Origin of the sequence: Serratia inhibens (assembly GCF_003591175.1) — a bacterium.
Lineage (GTDB): Bacteria > Pseudomonadota > Gammaproteobacteria > Enterobacterales > Enterobacteriaceae > Serratia > Serratia inhibens.
Genome location: NZ_QYYG01000003.1, coordinates 197,418 through 213,043 on the forward strand (window position 1 = coordinate 197,418; position 15,626 = coordinate 213,043).

22 protein-coding genes are annotated in these 15,626 nt (G+C 59.0%); 15 read left to right on the plus strand and 7 right to left on the minus strand.

Going from position 1 to position 15,626, the window contains the following annotated elements; translation table 11 throughout:
* Positions 1-20 precede the first annotated feature (20 nt).
* Positions 21-485 (plus strand): anaerobic ribonucleoside-triphosphate reductase-activating protein, encoded by a 465-nt coding sequence (gene nrdG / locus D4100_RS13725; protein WP_119804645.1) that lies wholly within the window; start codon positions 21-23, stop codon positions 483-485.
* A 211-nt stretch (positions 486-696) separates the two neighbouring features.
* Positions 697-1,218 (plus strand): HAD family hydrolase, encoded by a 522-nt coding sequence (locus D4100_RS13730; RefSeq protein ID WP_244941669.1) that lies wholly within the window; start codon positions 697-699, stop codon positions 1,216-1,218.
* Positions 1,219-1,523: 305 nt separating this feature from the next.
* On the opposite strand, the gene D4100_RS13735 is transcribed toward D4100_RS13730, so the two are convergent.
* From D4100_RS13735 to D4100_RS13745, 3 genes are all read right to left on the minus strand, one after another.
* Entirely contained in the window at positions 1,524-1,799 is a 276-nt protein-coding gene (locus D4100_RS13735) for a putative quinol monooxygenase (protein WP_065505816.1), read from the minus strand.
* 182 nt (positions 1,800-1,981) lie between these two features.
* Positions 1,982-2,170 carry a hypothetical protein gene (locus D4100_RS13740; RefSeq protein ID WP_244941670.1) on the minus strand — a complete coding sequence of 63 codons (189 nt, stop codon included), beginning with the start codon at positions 2,168-2,170 and terminating at the stop codon, positions 1,982-1,984.
* Positions 2,171-2,215: 45 nt separating this feature from the next.
* Positions 2,216-3,274: a permease gene (locus D4100_RS13745; RefSeq protein ID WP_119804594.1), complete on the minus strand. Its 1,059-nt coding sequence runs from the start codon at positions 3,272-3,274 to the stop codon at positions 2,216-2,218.
* 361 nt (positions 3,275-3,635) lie between these two features.
* Between D4100_RS13745 and phnF the strand changes: the two genes are divergently transcribed.
* From phnF to phnP, 11 genes are read left to right on the plus strand one after another with little or no spacing between them, the layout of a single operon-like run.
* Positions 3,636-4,361 carry a phosphonate metabolism transcriptional regulator PhnF gene (gene phnF, locus D4100_RS13750; protein WP_193395148.1) on the plus strand — a complete coding sequence of 242 codons (726 nt, stop codon included), beginning with the start codon at positions 3,636-3,638 and terminating at the stop codon, positions 4,359-4,361.
* Positions 4,362-4,805, plus strand: coding sequence for a phosphonate C-P lyase system protein PhnG (phnG, locus tag D4100_RS13755; protein WP_065505813.1), 444 nt, complete (start codon positions 4,362-4,364; stop codon positions 4,803-4,805). It abuts the gene before it with no gap.
* A gap of 3 nt (positions 4,806-4,808) precedes the next feature.
* Positions 4,809-5,390 carry a phosphonate C-P lyase system protein PhnH gene (phnH, locus tag D4100_RS13760; protein ID WP_119804595.1) on the plus strand — a complete coding sequence of 194 codons (582 nt, stop codon included), beginning with the start codon at positions 4,809-4,811 and terminating at the stop codon, positions 5,388-5,390.
* The gene (locus D4100_RS13765) at positions 5,390-6,475 is read left to right on the plus strand and encodes a carbon-phosphorus lyase complex subunit (protein ID WP_119804596.1); all 1,086 of its coding nucleotides are present in this window, start codon (positions 5,390-5,392) and stop codon (positions 6,473-6,475) included. Before phnH ends, D4100_RS13765 begins: the two co-directional genes overlap by 1 nt.
* Complete coding sequence (locus tag D4100_RS13770) at positions 6,468-7,328, plus strand: alpha-D-ribose 1-methylphosphonate 5-phosphate C-P-lyase PhnJ (RefSeq protein WP_004952938.1); 861 nt, start codon at positions 6,468-6,470, stop codon at positions 7,326-7,328. Before D4100_RS13765 ends, D4100_RS13770 begins: the two co-directional genes overlap by 8 nt.
* Positions 7,328-8,116, plus strand: a complete 789-nt coding sequence (phnK, locus tag D4100_RS13775; RefSeq protein ID WP_004952936.1) for a phosphonate C-P lyase system protein PhnK — start codon at positions 7,328-7,330, stop codon at positions 8,114-8,116. The genes D4100_RS13770 and phnK overlap by 1 nt, the downstream gene beginning before the upstream one ends.
* Positions 8,117-8,135: 19 nt before the next feature.
* Positions 8,136-8,840, plus strand: coding sequence for a phosphonate C-P lyase system protein PhnL (gene phnL / locus D4100_RS13780; RefSeq protein WP_065505810.1), 705 nt, complete (start codon positions 8,136-8,138; stop codon positions 8,838-8,840).
* Positions 8,840-9,976, plus strand: a complete 1,137-nt coding sequence (gene phnM, locus D4100_RS13785) for an alpha-D-ribose 1-methylphosphonate 5-triphosphate diphosphatase (RefSeq protein ID WP_065505809.1) — start codon at positions 8,840-8,842, stop codon at positions 9,974-9,976. The genes phnL and phnM overlap by 1 nt, the downstream gene beginning before the upstream one ends.
* Positions 9,976-10,545, plus strand: a complete 570-nt coding sequence (gene phnN, locus D4100_RS13790) for a ribose 1,5-bisphosphokinase (RefSeq protein WP_119804597.1) — start codon at positions 9,976-9,978, stop codon at positions 10,543-10,545. Before phnM ends, phnN begins: the two co-directional genes overlap by 1 nt.
* Positions 10,542-11,144, plus strand: a complete 603-nt coding sequence (locus D4100_RS13795) for a DapH/DapD/GlmU-related protein (protein WP_065505807.1) — start codon at positions 10,542-10,544, stop codon at positions 11,142-11,144. Before phnN ends, D4100_RS13795 begins: the two co-directional genes overlap by 4 nt.
* 12 nt (positions 11,145-11,156) lie before the next feature.
* A complete protein-coding gene (gene phnP / locus D4100_RS13800; RefSeq protein WP_119804598.1) occupies positions 11,157-11,939 on the plus strand; it encodes a phosphonate metabolism protein PhnP in 783 nt (260 codons plus the stop codon).
* Here the strand turns inward: phnP and D4100_RS13805 are convergent.
* Together D4100_RS13805 and D4100_RS13810 are read right to left on the minus strand one after the other, a co-directional pair.
* Positions 11,890-12,528 (minus strand): NAD(P)H-binding protein, encoded by a 639-nt coding sequence (locus tag D4100_RS13805; RefSeq protein ID WP_119804599.1) that lies wholly within the window; start codon positions 12,526-12,528, stop codon positions 11,890-11,892. The two genes, phnP and D4100_RS13805, sit on opposite strands and share 50 nt — an antisense overlap.
* A 48-nt stretch (positions 12,529-12,576) precedes the next feature.
* Complete coding sequence (locus tag D4100_RS13810) at positions 12,577-13,011, minus strand: YhbP family protein (protein WP_119804600.1); 435 nt, start codon at positions 13,009-13,011, stop codon at positions 12,577-12,579.
* 84 nt (positions 13,012-13,095) lie between these two features.
* Here D4100_RS13810 and D4100_RS13815 point away from each other — a divergent pair, with 84 nt between their 5' ends.
* Entirely contained in the window at positions 13,096-13,398 is a 303-nt protein-coding gene (locus D4100_RS13815; protein ID WP_119804601.1) for a GIY-YIG nuclease family protein, read from the plus strand.
* Here the strand turns inward: D4100_RS13815 and D4100_RS13820 are convergent.
* Positions 13,385-13,888 carry a GNAT family N-acetyltransferase gene (locus D4100_RS13820; RefSeq protein ID WP_119804602.1) on the minus strand — a complete coding sequence of 168 codons (504 nt, stop codon included), beginning with the start codon at positions 13,886-13,888 and terminating at the stop codon, positions 13,385-13,387. The two genes, D4100_RS13815 and D4100_RS13820, sit on opposite strands and share 14 nt — an antisense overlap.
* On the minus strand, positions 13,882-14,403 hold the full coding sequence (gene ubiT / locus D4100_RS13825) for a ubiquinone anaerobic biosynthesis accessory factor UbiT (RefSeq protein WP_119804603.1): 522 nt from the start codon (positions 14,401-14,403) through the stop codon (positions 13,882-13,884). Before ubiT ends, D4100_RS13820 begins: the two co-directional genes overlap by 7 nt.
* 227 nt (positions 14,404-14,630) lie before the next feature.
* On the opposite strand from ubiT, the gene ubiU reads away from it, so the two are divergent.
* Complete coding sequence (gene ubiU, locus D4100_RS13830; RefSeq protein WP_119804604.1) at positions 14,631-15,626, plus strand: ubiquinone anaerobic biosynthesis protein UbiU; 996 nt, start codon at positions 14,631-14,633, stop codon at positions 15,624-15,626.

A 15,626-nucleotide genomic window follows, 5' to 3' on the forward strand; every position in this document is an offset into this window, starting at 1 on the left:
GCCTGATGGGCAGGCCTCAGATGAATTATCACCAGTACTACCCTATCGATGTGGTCAACGGCCCCGGCACCCGCTGCACGCTGTTTGTCGCCGGCTGCGTGCACCAATGCGTCGGCTGTTACAACAAAAGTACCTGGCGACTGAATTCCGGCCAGCCTTTTACTCAGGAAATGGAAGACCGGCTGATTGCCGATCTCAACGACGCACGCATTCCGCGCCAGGGGCTGTCGCTGTCCGGTGGCGATCCGCTGCACCCGGCCAACGTCCCGTCGATTTTGCAACTGGTGAAACGGGTACGCGCCGAGTGCCCCGGCAAGGATATCTGGCTATGGACCGGCTACCGGCTGGCGGAGCTGGACGCGCAGCAGATGCAGGTGGTGGACAGGATTAACGTATTGATTGACGGCAAGTTTGTGCAGGATCTGAAAGACCCGGCGCTGATCTGGCGCGGCAGCGCTAACCAGGTGGTGCATAAGCTGCGTTGACCCAACAAAACACGGCTCAACCTGTATTAGCCCAGACTCGACCTGACACAGCTACAACATAGAGCCAATCTGACGGCAAGCTCTGTGCCAGAGCGGGCATAGACAAGGGCAATGGTGCCTTAAAATGTAGTTGCTGACTCTCTCTATCTTCTTCATAGTCAACTTCATAGAAATAACAATTTTAAGTTTATGCAAACTGTACGAGGTATTTATGAGTAAAGTTGTTATTTTTTATTTGGATAAGACTCTCTTGTCTGGAGATTCTACCAAAGCCTGGATGTTGATGAGGTTTAAGTCCGGGAAGTTAAGGTTCTTGTGTGCGGCCATCTTGGCACCCATAGCTCTGGTTTTTCTGAAGTCCAAGAAATTCAAATTCATTGGTGCATACATGCTATTATTTGTCGCATCTTTCAGGATGGATGAAAGAGAAATGATAGACAGTTTCTCTTCGTTTTCGTCTAAAATTAGAGATGGGGAAATAAATGGTGTCAGGTGGTTTTATGATGGATTTGAGGAGATTTTAAAACATTTAAACGAAGGCCGTCGAGTTATAATTGCCACTGCTGCACCTGAGTTGCTAGCATATAAAATTCTAGATGCTGTAAATCTTGACATTGAAGTCATAGGAACTCCGTTATCCAAATATTTATTTGGTGGTTGGATTGGAAGCACCCACTGCAGGAATGAAGAGAAAGTGAAAACAATAAAGAGCATAGGTGTGTCAACAAAATAGCATGCATCCTATACTGATGATTTTATTGATGATTACCCTATCCTTTTGAATAGCGAAAATCCTTATTTGATTAACTCTACATGCGAAAAAAAATACGTTTTGAAAAATCTTAAGCGACTTAGTTGGTCATAAAGTGTTTATAATTGGGTGTAAGTGATATTCTAAATATCTCGTTAATCGCGAGATTCTTCCTACATGTAAGTTGAACTATTTCAAAGTAGATTTCCACTCTTAGCGAAATGAGAGCTCCGTGCTTGTCTGTTTTGTATCGGATGCGGTTATTCTGAAAATCAGAAGCTGTACGACTATTCAACTTCAAATATTTCATATTCACGAGCGATAGTGCTGGTTTCATTTCCCCACACTGAAGCTTTGGTTCTATTTTGATGAGCATCGAAGGTAGCCTGATCTTTGAATAGCTCTTCAACTTTCCAGATCAGAGGATCCGTTGTTTCAGTGACTTCAAAAGAAATACACCCAAACTCCTCTTTTGTAAGTCTCTTATGCTCTGGAAGATATTGGCGGACAAGATCTGCCTCATAGACGCTTGTGCATACTAAACGACCGGTCAATTTAATCATTCGAATCTCTTTCTTAAGTTGAGGTTTTATCTGTTTTCCTGTCGATAAAATTTATACCAAACAGCTAAAAGTAAAGTAAATAGGAATATTCGCTCCTCGCTCAAAGCCCGACTGCCAGATAAGATTGTGCTCTACTCGTAGAAACTGTCAGTTCAGGTCTGAGCGAGCACAGCTCAACCTTATCAACGATAACGAGCCCGGATTTTCGCTTTGAATATAGCCATTCTTTTTTCTACATCGGAATGGCTTATATAAACCGCTTGACCGGTTCTTAAACGTTCAAAGGCGGCATCCACTCTCTCGCGCAACTCTTCCTCTTGGGGCATAAACTTCGCGTCCATTTCAGGTTTATTCCTCTGTTCCATTTTCATCTCCTCCTTTGAGATAGCATCGGGCCACCAATAACCAGCAATAGACTACATCAACCCCATTCCCACCAGACCCGTCGCGATCCCGCACAACACCACCAGCAATGCGGTCAGACACAGCGCTTTGGCGGAGAAGACTTTGTTCAGCATCAGCAATGAAGGCAGGCTGACCGCCGGCAGGGTCATCAGCAGCGCCAGCGCCGGGCCGGTGCCCATGCCCGCCAGCATCATGGTCTGCACAATCGGGATTTCCGCTGCGGTGGGGATCACGAACAGGCAACCGGCGATCGCCAGGGCGATAATCCACAGCAGGCTATTGTCTATCGCCCCATCGGCATGCGGGAACAGCCACACGCGCGCCGCACCCAGCGCCAGCACCGCCACAATGTAAACGGGAATGGTCGCCCAAAACAGCGCCCACAGCGCTTTCAACCAGCGACCGAGGAACGGCCGCTCCTCGGTTTTCACCAGCGGCACCGCCGGCGCTTGCAACGCGGCCGGCTGCGGATCCCTGGCGGTGACCCGTTGCACCAGCCAGGCGACGCCCAGCACCATAATCACACCGGCCACCAGCCGGATAGCGGCAAACGGCCAGCCGAGCACAAAACCCATAAAAATCAACGTTGCCGGATTCAGCACCGGGTTACTCAACCAGAACGCCATCGCCGCGCCGCTGGAGACCGACTGGCGCCGCAACCCGGCGGCCACCGGTGCAGCACAACAGGTACACATCATGCCCGGCAGTGCGATCGCCGCGCCCAGCAGGGTGCCGGAGAAACGCGGGTGGCCCAGGGTGCGCACCAGCCAGTCGCGTGGGATCAGCACTTGCACCAACGAGCCCAGCAACACGCCGAGCACCGCCGCCTTCCACACCGCAGTGAAATACACCAGCGCATAGTGCCAGGCCGCCTGCCATGGGCTGCTGTCGGCATTGGCCAGAATCGATTTGCCGATGGAGTGCGTGTCCGCCGCCAGAAAAGCCTTGCCGTAATAAGGCTGCCATTTGACGTAGTAGAGGCCGATAGCCACCACCAGCAGGAACAGAATCGGTTTCCACAGCGGCCAGGCGCGAGCGGTATTTTCAGGAGCGGTCAAAGGTTGCGGCATAGGGTTGGCTCAGGTCAGTGCATCAATAGCGCTAGCTTAGCGCGCCGTCGGCCCCTGCGCATCATCGGCCTGTCCAAAATAGTTCATCTGTTCGCCACCGACGCGTAACGCGATTGTCATCTGGCGGCGGCAACATAATGCCAACTTGAAAGCCACAGGACATACCCGTCGCCTTTCAAGCCGTAGCGTTGTTAGCTGCACTCACTCACCCCGGTTACTTGACTTTAGTAAGCGCCTGGCGATGAGCGGGCTGGCCGCCTGGCTACAATTTGAAAGTCATAGGGTAAGCACCAGTACTGTAAGAAATCCTGATAAATCATAAAGTTTAATAGGTATCCGGCACGCCGAGGTTTTTATTATGATGAACTTATCTAGACATCCGACCAGCTTCCCCACCCGTTACCAGCAGATCGCCGCGCAGCTGGAGCAAGAGTTGCGCACCCAATACCGCTGTGGCGACTATCTGCCTTCCGAGCAACAGTTGGCGGACCGCTATCAGGTCAATCGTCATACCCTACGCCGCGCAGTGGATCAGTTGGTGGATCGCGGTTGGCTGCAGCGCCGGCCCGGCATCGGCATATTGGTGCTGATGCGCCCGTATGACTATCCGCTGCATGCCAATACCCGCTTCAGCCAGAACCTGCTCGAGCAGGGAAGTCACCCCACCAGTGAGCGCTTACTCGCTGTATTACGCCCGTGCAATGGGCATATCGCCAGCGCACTGTCGCGTGAAGAAGGCGAAACGGTGATCCACCTGCGCACCCTGCGCCGGGTCAATGGCGTGCCGATGAGCCTGATCGACCATTATCTGCCCGATCTGGACTGGTGGCCGGCCCTGCAACAGTTCCACAACGGCTCGCTGCACGAATTTATCGAACAGCATATTCACCAGCCGCTGACCCGCAGCCAGACGCGTATCAGCGCCCGCCGGGCGCAGGCCAAAGAGAGCCGGCTGCTGGAGATCGCCACCCACGCGCCGCTGCTGTGCGTGCGCACCCTGAACGTCTGCACCGGCAGCGCCAACGTGGCGGAATACTCCGTCAGCCTGGCGCGCGCCGACATGATTGAACTGACGATGGAGCACTAAATGCAAGCCTTACAGCCGAGACAACGCTGGATGTCGGTACTGGCGCACAGCCAGCCGGCCCAGTTGCGCAGCCACTGGCAGGCGCTGAACCTCAGCCCGCGCTACCAAAGCATTCGCGCGCCGGAGATTGGCCTGGCGCAGCTGCAAGGGCGCATGGGCGCCACCGGCCGCCGCTTTGTGCTGGGCGACATGACCGTCACCCGTGCGGTAGTGCAGCTGGAAAACGGCGGTTATGGCTACAGCTATATCGCCGGGCGCGACAAGGCCCACGCCGAACTCTGCGCGCTGGCGGACGCCCTGCTGCAACAGCCTGATCAGGCCGAATTGCTGCAACAGCAGCTGATTGAACCGCTGGCCGCGCTGCTGCACGAACAACGCCAGTTGCGCGCCCGCTCGGTCGCCTCCAGCCGGGTCGACTTCTTTACGCTGGTGCGGGGGGATTAACCGATGAGCCTGTTAACCGGATTTGAACAGCCGATAGAACAATCACAGCACGCTTTCCGCTTAATCCTCAAGGCGTTAAGCGAACCCGGCCATACCGTCACGCTGCAAGGCGGCCCGGCCTGGGGCGCATTGAACGCCGCCAGTACCGCCGCGTTGCTGACGCTGGCGGATCAAGAAACCCCGATCCAGCTGTGTGAAGCCTTTAAAAGTGAGCAAGTGCTAACAAACATACGTTTCCACAGCGGTGCGCCATTGGCGGCACAGCCTGAAGAAGTCTGTTTTGCCCTGTTCGATACGCAGTTGCAGGCCGCCGATTTACTGGCGCTGCCGCACGGCAGTGAAATCTCGCCGGAATTCGGCGCCACGGTCATCGTGCAGCTCAATGGGCTGGAACAAGGCACCCCGCTGCGCCTGACCGGCCCTGGCATTGAGCGCCAACGCAAGGTTTCACCGCCGTTGCCGCCGGCACTGCTGGATTTTCTCGTTAACCGCCCGCTGCGCTTCCCGCTGGGGCTGGATATTTTGCTGACCTGCGGCGATCGCCTGCTGGCGCTGCCGCGGACCACCCGCGTGGAGGTGTACTGATGTACGTAGCCGTTAAAGGGGGCGAAAAAGCCATTGAGGCCGCCCATCAGTTACAGGAACAGCTGCGGCGCGGCGACGAGAGCGTGCCGGCGCTCGGCATCCGGCAGATTGAACAGCAACTGGGGCTGGCGGTGGATCGGGTGATGACCGAAGGCGGTATTTACGATCCCGAACTGGCCGCGCTGGCCATCAAGCAGGCGAGCGGAGATCTGGTCGAGGCGATTTTCCTGCTGCGCGCCTACCGCACCACCTTGCCGCGCCTGGCGGTCAGCGAACCGCTGGCAACCGAAAACATGCGGCTGGAACGCCGTATCTCGGCGGTTTACAAGGACTTGCCCGGCGGGCAGGTGCTGGGCCCAACCTACGATTACACCCACCGGCTGCTGGATTTTGCCCTGCTGGCGGAAGGTGAAACACCGCACGCGCCGCAGGCCGACGAACCGCTGCCGGAAAATTGCGCCCACGTGTTTGATTTGCTTAGCCAACAACAATTGGCGCTGGCGGAACGGGACGACGGCAGCGTGCCGGACGACATCACCCGCAACCCGCCGGTTTACCCTTGTTCACGCTCGGCGCGGCTGCAACAGCTGGTGCGCGGTGACGAAGGTTTCCTGCTGGCGCTGAGCTACTCCACCCAGCGCGGCTATGGCCGCACCCACCCGTTCGCCGGCGAGATCCGGACAGGCTACGTTTCGCTGGAGATCGTGCCTGAAGAGCTGGGTTTCGCGGTAGATATCGGCGAAATCCTGCTGACCGAATGTGAAATGGTCAACGGCTTTGTCGACCCGGAAGACCGGCCGCCGCACTTCACCCGCGGTTATGGCCTGGTGTTTGGCCGCGCCGAGCGCAAAGCGATGAGCATGGCGCTGGTGGACCGCGCACTGCAAAGCCCCGAGTACCAGGAAGGCGTCGCCAGCCCGGCGCAGGATGAAGAGTTCGTGCTGGCCCATGCCGACAACGTCGAAGCCGCCGGTTTCGTTTCCCACCTCAAACTGCCGCACTACGTTGACTTCCAGGCCGAGCTGGAGCTGCTCAAGCGCCTGCGGCGGGAGTTCAGCGAGCGTCAGGAGGCCCGCAATGAGTGAAGTATTGACCGGCTATAACCTTGGCTATCTCGACGAGCAAACCAAACGCATGATCCGTCGCGCCATCCTCAAGGCCGTGGCGATCCCCGGCTATCAGGTGCCGTTCGGCGGCCGCGAGATGCCGATGCCTTACGGCTGGGGCACCGGCGGCATTCAGCTGACCGCCAGCGTGATTGGCCGCGCCGACGTGCTGAAGGTGATCGACCAGGGCGCCGACGACACCACCAACGCGGTGTCTATTCGCCGCTTCTTCCAGCGCGTTGCCGGGGTAGCCACCACCGAACGCACGCCGGAAGCCACGCTGATCCAGACCCGGCACCGCATTCCGGAAACCGCGCTGCACGAAGACCAGATCCTGATTTATCAGGTGCCGATCCCGGAACCGCTGCGCTTTATCGAACCGCGCGAAACCGAGACCCGCAAAATGCACGCGCTGGAAGAGTACGGCGTGATGCAGGTGAAGTTGTACGAGGACATTGCGCGCTACGGTCATATCGCCACCACCTACGCCTATCCGGTGAAGGTCAACGACCGTTATGTGATGGACCCTTCGCCGATCCCGAAATTCGATAACCCGAAAATGCACATGATGCCGGCGCTGCAACTGTTTGGCGCCGGGCGCGAGAAGCGCATCTACGCCCTGCCGCCGTTCACCAAGGTGGAAAGCCTGGACTTCGACGACCATCCGTTCAGCGTGCAAAAGTGGGATGAACCCTGCGCGCTGTGCGGCTCGCGCCACAGCTATCTGGATGAGGTGGTGCTCGACGACCAGGGTAACCGCATGTTCGTCTGCTCTGACACCGACTACTGCCGGCAGCAGCTGGCACAACCTTCGCAAGAGGCGCAGCACTGATGATTTCCCAACCCCTGAGCACCACGCCGCTGTTGTCGGTGGCCAACCTCACCCATTTGTACGCGCCGGGCAAAGGTTTTAGCGACGTCTCTTTCGATATCTACCCCGGCGAAGTGCTGGGCATCGTCGGCGAGTCCGGTTCCGGTAAAACCACGCTGCTGAAATCCATCTCCGCACGGCTGGCGCCGCAGCACGGGCAGATCCTCTATCGCCCGCAGGCCGGGCAACAGCACGACCTGTACGCGATGGCAGAGAGCGATCGCCGCCGCCTGTTGCGCACCGACTGGGGCGTGGTGCATCAGCATCCGCTCGACGGGCTGCGGCCCAAGGTGTCCGCCGGCGGCAATATCGGCGAACGGCTGATGGCCATCGGCCAGCGTCACTACGGCGATATCCGCCGCCAGGCTGCCCAGTGGCTGGAAGACGTCGAGATCCCGGTGTCGCGCCTTGACGATCTGCCGACCACCTTCTCCGGCGGCATGCAGCAGCGGCTGCAAATCGCCCGCAATCTGGTGACTCACCCGAAACTGGTGTTTATGGACGAGCCGACCGGCGGGCTGGACGTCTCGGTGCAGGCGCGGTTGCTCGATCTGCTGCGCAATCTGGTGGTGGAAATGCAGCTGGCGGCGGTGATCGTCACCCACGATCTGGGCGTGGCGCGCCTGCTGGCGCACCGGCTGCTGGTGATGAAAGAGGGCCAGGTGGTGGAAAGCGGCCTGACCGACCGGGTGCTGGACGATCCGCATCATCCTTATACCCAGTTGCTGGTTTCTTCGGTGCTGTCGTAACGCAAGGGGATAATTAATAATGACGATTCAAATCCGGGTTGAACACCTGAGCAAAACCTTCGTGCTCCACCAGCAGCACGGCACGCGCCTGCCGGTGTTGCACGACGCCAACATGACGGTCAGCAGCGGCGAATGCGTGGTGCTGCACGGCCACTCCGGCAGCGGTAAATCCACCCTGCTGCGCTCGCTGTACGCCAACTACCTGCCCGACAGCGGCCATATCTGGGTCAATCATCAGGGCGAATGGCTGGATATGGTGCAGGCCGAAGCGCGCCAGATCCTGGCGGTCCGTCGCCACACCCTCGGCTGGGTCAGCCAGTTTCTGCGGGTGATCCCACGCATCAGCGCGCTGGACGTGGTGATGCAACCGCTGTTGGAACAGGGCGTCGACCGCGCCGAATGCCGCGAACGCGCCGAGACGCTGCTCAACCAGCTCAACGTGCCGCAGCGCCTGTGGCAGTTGGCGCCCTCGACGTTCTCCGGCGGGGAGCAGCAGCGGGTGAATATTGCACGCGGGTTTATTGTCGACTACCCGATTTTGCTGCTGGACGAACCGACCGCCTCGCTCGACAGCCGCAACAGCGCGGCGGTGGTCGGCCTGATAGAACAGGCCAAACGGCGCGGGGCGGCGATCGTCGGCATTTTCCATGACGAAGGCGTTCGCCAACAGGTCGCCGACCGGTTATACGACATGCAAGCGCCCCAGGCGCTGGAGATCTTCTGATGATCATCAATAACGTGAAACTGGTGCTGGCAGACCAGATTGTCGAAGGTTCGCTGGAGATTAACGACGGCGTGATCCGCAGCTTCGCCGATACGCCGAGCCAGTTGCCGCAGGCGCTGAACGGTGAAGGCGGCTGGCTGCTGCCGGGGCTGATTGAGCTGCACACCGACAATCTGGACAAGTTTTTCACCCCGCGGCCGAACGTCGACTGGCCGGCGCATTCGGCGATGAGCAGCCATGATGCGCTGATGGTCGCCAACGGCATCACCACGGTGCTGGACGCGGTGGCGATCGGCGACGTGCGCGACGGCGGCCACCGGCTGGAGAACCTGCAAAAAATGATCGACGCGGTGATCCACAGCCAGCGCGCCGGGGTCAACCGCGCCGAGCACCGGCTGCACCTGCGCTGCGAGCTGCCGAACGAGAGCACCCTGCCGCTGTTCGAGCAGTTGATGGACAAACCGGGGGTATCGCTGGTGTCGCTGATGGACCATTCGCCGGGCCAGCGCCAGTTCGCCTCGCGTGAAAAATACCGTGAGTATTATCAAGGCAAATATCATCTCAATGACCAACAGATGAGCGAGTACGAAGAGCAGCAGATCGGGCTTTCCGCCCGCTGGGCCACGCCGAACCGCGAGGCGATCGCCGCCCACTGCCGGGCGCGTAAAATCTCCCTCGCCAGCCACGACGACGCTACCGCCGAACACGTGGCCGAGTCCTGCGCGCTGGGCAGCGCGATTGCCGAGTTCCCGACCACCGAGGATGCCGCCCGCGCCTCGCACCGGCAGGGGTTGCAGGTCCTGATGGGCGCACCGAACATCGTGCGCGGCGGATCCCATTCCGGCAACGTGGCGGCGCACCATCTGGCGGCACTGGGGGTGTTGGATATTCTGTCTTCCGACTATTACCCCGCCAGCCTGCTGGATGCGGCATTCCGTATCGCGGCCGACGAACGTAACGGTTACGACCTGCCGCAGGCGGTGCGGATGATCACCGGTAACCCGGCGAAGGCGCTGGATCTGCACGATCGCGGCACCATCGCCGAGGGGCTGCGGGCGGATCTGGTGTTGGCGCGGCCGCACGGCGAGCACATCTACGTGCAGAACGTGTGGCGCCAGGGCAAGCAGGTGTTCTGATGGCACAGCTTATCTATTTGATGGGGCCGTCCGGTTCGGGCAAAGACAGCCTGCTTGCGCAGCTTAGGGCCGATGCCGACAGCGCGCCGCTGGTGGCGCACCGTTATATCACCCGGCCGGCGGATGCCGGCTGCGAAAACCATATTGCGCTCAGCGAACCCGAGTTTCTGCGCCGCCGTGCCAAGGGCTTGTTCGCTCTCGACTGGCAGGCGCACCAGCAGCATTACGCGTTTGGGATCGAAGTGGATCTTTGGCTGTTGCAAGGGATCGACGTGGTAGTCAACGGCTCACGCGCCCATCTGCCGCAGGCGCAACAACGCTACGGTGCGCAGCTGTTACCGGTCTGCCTGCAGGTCAGCGGCGAGGTGCTGCGCCAACGCCTGCAAAACCGCGGGCGTGAAGACGCCGCGCAAATCGAACAACGGCTGGCGCGGGCGGCGGAATACCAGCAAAAACTGCCCGCCGGTTGCCGCCTGCTGGCTAACGATGGCGACCTGCAAGACACCCTGACGGCGCTGCTGGCGCTGTTACCGGCTTCATCCAAACACCCCCAGGACGCCACGCAATGAACGATTTTGCCCAGCCGAGAATCGGCGACAACGTGATCCTTAACCGCACCCGGCTCGGCCAGTACGTGCATCTGGCCGACGATGCGATCCTCGAAGAAGTGGAAATGGGCGACTATTCCTATACCGCCGGGCACAACCAGATTTTTTACGCCACCCTCGGTAAGTTCGTGTCGATCGCCTCTTACGCGCGCATCAATCCCGGCAACCACCCGACCTACCAGCGCATCGCCCAGCACCACTTCACCTACCGCGCTTCCGAGTACGGTCTGGGGGAAGATGATGAGGCCTTCTTCGACTGGCGGCGCGAGCACCACGTCACCGTCGGCCACGATGTGTGGATCGGCCATAACGCCATCCTGATGCCCGGCGTGAGCATCGGCAACGGCGCGGTGATCGGCAGCGCGGCGGTAGTGACCAAAAACGTCGAGCCTTATGCGATCGTCGCCGGGGTAGCAGCTAAAAAGATCGGCATGCGCTTTGACGATGCCTTGATAGAACGCATCGAACGCAGCCAGTGGTGGCACTGGGATCATCAGACATTGCAGGAACGATTGGCGGATTTCAGTGATATCAACGCCTTTGCGGAGAAGTATCTTTAAGCGGGAGGATATATGCAATTGACGTTTCTCGGCACCGGCGGTGCCCAGCAGATCCCGGTTTTCGGTTGCGATTGCCTGGTCTGCCAGCGGGCGCGGCGCGAACCGGCATTCCGGCGGCGGCCATGCAGCGCGATGCTCAAATTTCAGGGGGAAACGACCTTGCTGGATGCGGGATTGCCGTCGCTGGAACGGCGTTTTTCGGCGGGGGAAATTCAACGTTTTTTACTGACACATTACCACATGGATCACGTTCAGGGGCTATTTCCTTTGCGCTGGGGGTGCGGAAATTTCATTCCGGTGTACGGCCCGGCGGATGATCAAGGCTGCGACGATCTGTTCAAACACCCCGGTATTCTGGCGTTTCAACCGCCGTTAACCCCTTTCGAAAGGGTTGAACTGGGTGGGCTGCATATCACCCCGCTACCGTTGCAACATTCCAAACCGACGTTGGGTTATTTGGTCCAGGCAGAAGGCTACGCGCTGGCCTATCTGACCGATACCGTCGGCCTGCCGCCTGACACCGAGGCTTTCCTGCGCAAAATAACGCTGGATCTGCTGGTGCTCGATTGCAGCCTGCCGCCACAACCCCAGGTGCCGCGCAATCATAACGATCTGACCCGCGCGCAGGAGACACAACAACGTTTGCAGCCCGGCCGCACGCTGCTGACGCATATCAGCCATCATCTCGATTTATGGCTGATGGACAACGAACTGCCAACGGGAATGGAACTGGCTTTCGATAATCTCAGTGTACATTGCCATAGCGATGCAGTTGGTCGGACTCCAGCACCCTAACGCCGCTGCCGGGACTGAAAGCCTGTTCCAGCAGGGTTTGCGCCACGTCTTTGGCGGCAACCGAGCGCCACTTGCCCGGTAACAGTTTGAATAGCGGTGCGGTGAGCCGCTCCATCAAGCGCGGCGATGGGCGATTGCCCAACAGCATCGATGGACGCACCAGCGTCAGGCGTGGCCAGTTCTGCTCACGCAGCGCCTGCTCCATTTCGCCTTTGGTACGGTTATAGAGGAATGACGAACGCGGGTTAGCCCCCACGGCGCTGACGACCAGACAATGCTGTGCCCCCAGCCGCCGCCCGGTCAGCGCGCTTTCGACGACTAACTGATAATCGACATAGCGGAAATTGGCATCGCTGCCGGCCACCTTCCGGGTAGTGCCCAGGCAGCAGAAAATAATATCGACGGGTTGCTGCAAGCCGCTCAGCAACTCGAACAGATCCTCGCCCACCGGGTTATCTGTCTTTTCGTTTGCGGGCAGCGGTTGACGCGTCGGTGCCACAATCGCCGTCACCTGCGGATCGCCCTGCAACAGTTGCAACAGCTCGTTGCCCACCAGCCCGGTGGCCCCTACGATTAATATCCGTGCCATATACTCTCCCACCGTTTGATTACTCTGAAAAAGTATAGTTTGTTGTGCTCAGGCCCGCGTCCAATGCAGTTTTTTACCAAATCCCAGGGTATTGTCGGTCATCTTCACTTCCTGCAAATTCAGCTGCCACACCGGCGCTTTCATCACTTTGGCTATCGGGAACCGCTTGCAGTAACGGGCACGCGCCTGCGCCTCTTCATCGCCACTCAGCATCACCGCCTCGGCGCGGTACTGCACGCCGCGGATCAGCGCGATAGTCTTTGGCTTCGGCGCAATGGTGCCTACTACACTGGCATTTTGCAGCATCAGCTCGCCGTGGCGGGTATGGGTTTCGGTCATCAACCACAGCGCCATCTGCTCGGCGTCAAACACGTAAAAACAATTGGCGCACCACATGTCCATGCCGTTGCCGGCGCACAGCGTCAGCACATGCTGCTTGCCAAGGAAATGGCGGATGTGTTCCAGATCGTCTGGCTGGTGCATTGAGATCTCTCTGTCGACGGGTTCAGCGGATAATAAGTGATATGGTAATGTAATCTGCCCGCCACAACATAACCCGACTTATAAATGACTGATAATTTCTGGCACCTCTACATGCTGCGTTTGCCGAACGGCATGCTGTATACCGGCATCACCACCGACGTAGTACGGCGGCTGGCGCAGCATCAGGCGGGCAAAGGCGCCAAGGCGTTACGGGGAAAGGGGGAACTGACGCTGGCGTTTCACTGCCGGGTGGGCGATCGTTCGACGGCGCTGAGGCTGGAATATCGGGTAAAGCAGCTGAGCAAAATACAAAAAGAGCGGCTGGTGAGTCACCCGCCGCCCTCATTGGATTATTTACTGCCGAGCGCTGAGGTTAAAACCGGTTAAACGGCTCGGAGTATTCAACCGCACCGCTCGCGTCGCTCAGGGCGTCTTCCGCCAGCGGATAGACCTGGAACGCAGTTTCGGCGCCCGGCCAGCGGCAACGCAGGCCATAGGCGGCGGCCGGTTTAAAGCCGAAACGGCCGTAGTAAGCCGGATCGCCCAACACCACCACGGCGGCGTAACTGAACTCGTTCAGGGAATCCAGCCCTTCGTAAATCAGCTTTTCGCCCAACCCCTGGCGACGCAGGCTTTCATCCACCGCCAGCGGTGCCAGACCGACCCACTGCCGGTCTTCTCCGGCGACATCGACCGGGCTGAACGCGGCATACCCCACCACGCCGCCTTCGTCGTCGGTGGCGACAATGCCCAGGGTCAGCAGGCCATCTTCGCGCAGCTGTTGCACCAGATCGGCCTCGTCATCGCGCCCGAAGGCGCGGCGCAGCAAGGCATCGATCCCCGCCGCGTCTACCGGAATTTCTACGCGGATCAGCATGCTACCGGCACACGGGAAGTCTGCGCCGTGCCCTCCTGCAATCCTGCTTCCACAAATTCGGCCAGTTGCAGTAGGCCAATGCGCAACGGCGCAGGCATGGCTTCCAGCTCAATGGCGTCCATCAGATTTTTTACATACAGGCCCAATTCGGTGTCCCCTTCAATCTGCAGCCGACGCTGAAAGAACAGCGTATCGGGATCTTGCTTGCGCGCAGCGATCAAAATCAGATCGTTGGCGTCGCCGCTGAAGCTGACATCAGCTTCGGCGTGGTGGCTGACAACCAGTTTGTCGTTTTCTACCGTCATAAACCAGTGTAGCGCCAGATCGCGAACTTCGATCTTCAACCAGTGCGATTCGAGAAAAGCCAAATCGCCATCCGCCAACGCCTGGCGGAATTGCCAGCCCAGCACCTGTTCCAGAAGTTGCCGCTGCAAAGCAAACGGCGTGAATTTTAGCGGTACGCGCAGCAGCGACGGCCCTTGGCGCACAATGCGTGCTCGTAGTTGTTCCAACACTGTCGTTCACTCCTTTCAACACAGACTAGCGCTATTTTGCCACATCGGCGCGCACCTGAAGCGGTCTATATCAACAAATAGTGCATTTCGCCGCCAGCTTTATCAATACGCCAGAAGCTGCCCCAAATCAAAACCTGTTCGCCCCGCTTTCACTAAAATTGCTTCCCCGATGGGCGCTTGCCGGTTGAATACCACCGCCGACAGCCCTTGTTAACCAGGATAAATCTATGGAGCTGCTTTGTCCCGCCGGTAACCTTCCGGCCCTGAAAGCCGCAGTGGATAACGGCGCAGACGCCGTATACATCGGCCTGAAAGACGATACCAACGCGCGCCACTTTGCCGGCCTCAACTTCACCGAGAAAAAGCTGCAGGAAGCGGTCGAGTACGTGCACCGGCACCGCCGCAAACTGCATATCGCCATCAACACCTTCGCCCACCCGGACGGCTATGGCCGCTGGCAACGGGCGGTGGACATGGCGGCGCAATTGGGTGCGGACGTGTTGATCCTGGCCGATTTGGCGATGCTGGAATACGCTGCCGAGCGTTACCCGCAGTTGGAACGCCATGTCTCTGTGCAGGCTTCCGCCACCAACGAAGAGGCGATCCGTTTCTATCAGCGCCATTTCGACGTCAGCCGGGTCGTGCTGCCGCGTGTGCTGTCGATGCATCAGGTCAAACAACTGGCGCGCACCAGCCCGGTGCCGCTGGAGGTGTTCGCGTTCGGCAGCCTGTGCATCATGGCCGAAGGGCGCTGTTATCTCTCTTCCTATCTGACCGGCGAATCGCCGAATACCGTCGGTGCCTGCTCCCCGGCGCGCTTCGTTCGCTGGCAGCAAACCGCACAAGGCATGGAATCGCGCCTGAACGACGTGCTGATCGACCGTTATCGGGACGATGAAAACGCCAGTTATCCGACGCTGTGCAAAGGGCGTTATCGGGTGGACGACGTGCGCTATCACGCGCTGGAAGAGCCCACCAGCCTGAACACGCTGGAGCTGTTGCCGGAATTGCTGGCCGCCAATATCGCCTCGGTGAAGATTGAAGGACGCCAGCGCAGCCCGGCGTATGTCAGCCAGGTAGCGCGCATCTGGCGCCAGGCGATAGACCGCTGCCAGGCCGACCCGGCCACCTACCGGGCCGAAGCAAGCTGGATGGAGGCTCTCGGCGCGATGTCCGAAGGCACGCAGACCACGCTCGGCGCCTATCACCGCAAATGGCAGTAG